General features: G+C 42.5%; 2 protein-coding genes. One reads left to right on the top strand and one right to left on the bottom strand.

Features of this window, described 5'->3' with window-relative positions:
• Positions 1 to 154: 154 nt before the first annotated feature.
• Positions 155 to 2,308: a Tex family protein gene (locus Q7J27_12935; protein ID MDO9530044.1), complete on the bottom strand. Its 2,154-nt coding sequence runs from the start codon at positions 2,306 to 2,308 to the stop codon at positions 155 to 157.
• A 283-nt stretch (positions 2,309 to 2,591) separates the two neighbouring features.
• Between Q7J27_12935 and Q7J27_12940 the strand changes: the two genes are divergently transcribed.
• Positions 2,592 to 4,238: a transposase gene (locus tag Q7J27_12940; GenBank protein ID MDO9530045.1), complete on the top strand. Its 1,647-nt coding sequence runs from the start codon at positions 2,592 to 2,594 to the stop codon at positions 4,236 to 4,238.
• The last annotated feature ends 187 nt before the right edge of the window (positions 4,239 to 4,425 follow it).

Genomic DNA, 4,425 nt, shown 5'->3' on the forward strand with positions numbered 1-4,425 from the left:
AAGGATACTAAACATAACGAGTAGCACATTTTTATATTTTGTAACAACTTATTTAATATACCATTCTATAAGTATAATTAGATTCCTGCTAAATTTTTTGAAATTGAAAATAAAATAAAAAGATCCGTTCCATAGGAAACTGAAATGCTCTTTGTCATATCTTTTTTTCCGTTTTTAAGGAGAGGGAAATTCTTTTTTTCTTAGCATCCACAGCTAGAACCCGGGCATTGACCACATCGCCGACCCTGACAACATCCAGGGGATGCTTCACATAGCGATTGGAAAGCTCTGATATATGGGCCAGTCCATCCTGGTGTACGCCAATATCAATGAAAGCCCCAAAATCCACAACGTTGCGGACAATCCCCTGAAGTTCCATTCCTTCTTTCAAATCTTCTATGTTAAGAATTCCTTTTTTAAAGACCGGTTTGGGAAGATCTTCCCGGGGGTCCCGGCCCGGCTTCTTAAATTCTTCCAGTATATCTGCCAGAGTCAGTTCTCCCACCTGGAGAACAGCAGCCAATTCTTTAATATCAACAGGCGGGATTGCATCAGGTCTGCCCAGTTTGTCCGGAGTAATGCCCACAGCGGACATTATTTTTTCGGCAGTTTCATATGATTCCGGATGGACTGCACTCCGGTCAAAATAGTGTTCGGCCTCGGGGATCCGTAAAAACCCGGCGCACTGTTTAAAAGCTGCTGGGCCAAGCTTTGGGACTTTTTTCAGCTCTTTACGGCTTTTAAAGGAACCGTTTTCCCTCCGATAGGCAGAAATATTATTGGCAACAGTTTTGTTTATGCCGGCAACGCGCTCCAGAAGAGCAGGAGACGATGTATTTAAATTCACTCCTACCTGGTTTACGCAGGATTCAACAACACCGCTTAGTGTTTCAGCCAGTGTTTTTTGATTGACATCGTGCTGGTACTGACCGACTCCGATAGACTGAGGGTCTATTTTAACCAGCTCTGCAAGGGGATCCTGTACCCGGCGGGCGATTGAAACGGCACTTCGTTCAGCCACATCAAGGTCCGGAAACTCCTCCCGTCCCAGCTTTGAAGCGGAATAAACACTTGCACCGGCCTCGTTAACCACTGCGTATTCTATTTCCTTTCCATAGTCAGAGAGGGCTTCTACAACGAATTCTTCTGTTTCACGCCCTCCGGTACCGTTTCCGATCACGATGGCATTAAGTCTGTGCTTTTCCATCAATTCCATAACAACCCTGGCAGCCTTTTCTTTATCACTGCGCGGTGGCGTCGGGTATATTATAGCAACCTCCAATAAATTCCCCGTTTCATCCACACATGCAATCTTACAGCCTGTACGAAGCCCGGGATCAATTCCCAAAATACGTTTTCCTTTTATGGGAGGGACCATCAAAAGGCCCTTAAGGTTCTCTTTAAAAATTTTCTGGGCCTGTTCTTCCGCCTTTTGCGTAAGGCCGTTTCGCATTTCCCTTTCCAGGGAAGGAAATAAGAGGCGTTTCCAGCCATCTTGCACAGCATCCTCAAGATGAATAATTGATTTGGAGTTAAACCCGTTTTTAATATAATACTTCTTAATTAAATGCAGCGCCTTCTCTTCAGGAATCTCGATTTTTACAGAAAGAAATTCTTCCTTTTCCCCCCGGTTAATGGCTAAAACCCTATGGGGCTGAATTTTCTTTAACGGCTCCTGAAAATTGTAATACATATCATAGCTGCTCTCCGTTTCCTTCCTGGAACGTGTTGCCATGATGCCCTCTTTATACAGAAATGATCTTAGCTCCTGTCTTACCCGGGGGTCTTCAGAAACCATTTCGGCGATGATATCGCGCGCTCCTTCCAGAGCATCCTCAACCGATAAGACCCCTTTTTCTTCGTCGAGAAAAAGCTCTGCCTCCTCCAAAGGATCCTGCATCCCTTCCATGATAAGAAGTGCCAGAGGCTCCAGGCCTTTTTCCCTGGCCACAGAAGCACGGGTACGTTTTTTAGGCCTGTAGGGACGATAGATATCATCCAGTTCTGTAACGTTGACGGCGTTTCCAACGGCAGCTTCCAGTTCCGGAGTAAGGACTCCCTGCTCTGAGAGGAGCCTGTGAATATCTTCCCGGCGTTTCTCCAGGTTGCGATAAAGAGCCAGCTTTTCCGTTAATAGGCGCAGCTCCTCATCAGTCATACCTCCGGATATTTCTTTACGGTAACGGGCAATAAAAGGAATCGTGTTGCCTTCGTCCAGCAGAGCAACAACCCTGCTTACAGATGATAAATCCAGCTTGAGTTCCGCGGCAATATGTTTAAGGATTTTTTCCTCTTTGTGATAGACCATTCGTAACCTCCGAGAATTTAGTTAGTTCCCTATATATTATAAACTATATGATGGAAAGCTTTCTACACAATAAGAAATATACTTATCCGAAGATGATCAACTTTCCAAAAGGAAAAATGGTTCTTTTATGGAAATATATATGATTCCAGTGCAGAAACCCCCTGATTTTCTAGACTAAAAGCAGGAATTCGCTTATAGCATATTGAATTATATAGTATAAGAAAGCTATTCAGAGATATCCTGATATAATTTGTTTATACTATGAGTTGAGGTGATTTTTGCTATGTTTAGAGAGAATACATTACATAGACAAGAGAAATTATTTAATAATTTGAGCGGAATGGACCACCGCTATAAAAAGAGGCTGGAAAAGAGTTGGGCTGGACTATTTTATCAGCATGTTTTTTGTCAGATTGACGAGAAATCATTTTCTCCTCTTTATTCGAGCGATAATGGACGTCCAAATTTCCCGATCAATATTTTGGTTGCGCTCGAAATCATCAAGCATTTAAAAAATTTTGTTGATGAAGTTCTTTTTGAAGCGTTTGCCTACGACTTTCAAATTTCCTATGCCTTGGGCCTACGTAATATAGGCGAGCTTTACTTTGCACGCCGAACCTTCTATGATTTTCGTGCCAGACTATATAAGTACACATTGGAACACCCCGAAGAAGGGTGCTTGATCTTTAAACAGTTTGAAACACTCGTTCAACACTTCATTGAAGTAGCTAAACTTGATACCGACGAACAGAGAATGGATTCTACTCAGATTATGTCTAACATAAAACGGGCTGGACGGCTTGCCTTAGCCTATGATGTTTTACTGCAAGGAATCAAGGCATGTCCCTTGGAAATGCTTAGTCTTGAGCTTAAAGAGGTCTTAGACCCGAATTACAAGACGAATCTTCTCTATAAATTGAAAGATACTGAAACATCGTCACGCTTAGAAAAACTCTTGAATTTGGGAGGTGAGCTGAGCCAACTCATGAAAGACAACCTGGAATTGCAAATGCGTCCGGAAATTCAGGTACTTGTTCGCTTTATAAAAGAGCAAACGCTTTATGATGACGATCGCAAAGTGTGGCTGGCTAAAGAAAACAAAGATATCGCCGCAAGTTCCCTTCAATCCGCCTTTGACTCAGAGGCAACGTACCGAAAAAAGGCGGGCAAGAGTCACGTTGGCTATGTGGTCAATCTCGCTGAGACATGCGCAGACAATAATCCAGTTCAAGTTGTGACGGATTACCAAGTGGAACTCAATAGCGCAAGTGATGTCAAAATGGCTGATGAGAGTCTTACAGAACTTCATGAAACAACTTCAGTTAAGGATGTTTACGTGGACGGTGGATATTATAGCAGCGATCTCATTAAAAAAGCGGAAGGGCTCGGAATCCAACTCCATTACACGGATATGACGGGGCGAAATGTCACGTCGAATAAACTGCCTTACAATGCCTTTAACACTGAACACTTCGAAACGATCTTGAGCTGTCCGAAATTGCAGGAGCCCTTGCGAAGTGACTTTAATTCGCAAAGTGGCATCTTGAGTGCTCACTTTGACATAAATATCTGCACTCAATGCTCCATAAAGGATCAATGCCCAATACAGTTTCAAAAGAAAGATACTGTCTTGCGTGTGAGCCAGAAGAGCCTCATTGCTGAAAATACTCGTTTAATCCTCATGGACAAGAAAGATCGAAACGAAAACGGTAGTAAACGTGCCGCTATCGAAGGAACTAATTCCGCCCTTAAACGTGCGCATGGAGCTGGTAAACTTAAAGTTCGCGGGTTAGTGAGTTGTAGTTTGGTCATGGGCTTAAAAACAATCGCTCACAACTTCCATCAAATCGTTCGTTTCTCCCAAGGAGATACTCATCGAAAATACAGAAAAAATGCTGACATAAACCAAGGGATACTTGTGACCATTTAGAGGAAATAGCGGGTTAAATAGAAGAAATACCTCCTCACATGACGAAAAAAACATCATTATGCACAAATTTTCTTGTTAATTACGGACATCCACGAAAAATATTATCCATAAGATGGTAATAATTGTTTGGGAGAGCCGTCAGAGAAAAAATAGGATGTTTTTTTTAGCCTTTCTGCACTGGAATCAT

It is taken from the genome of Syntrophales bacterium (assembly GCA_030655775.1).
GTDB lineage: Bacteria > Desulfobacterota > Syntrophia > Syntrophales > JADFWA01 > JAUSPI01.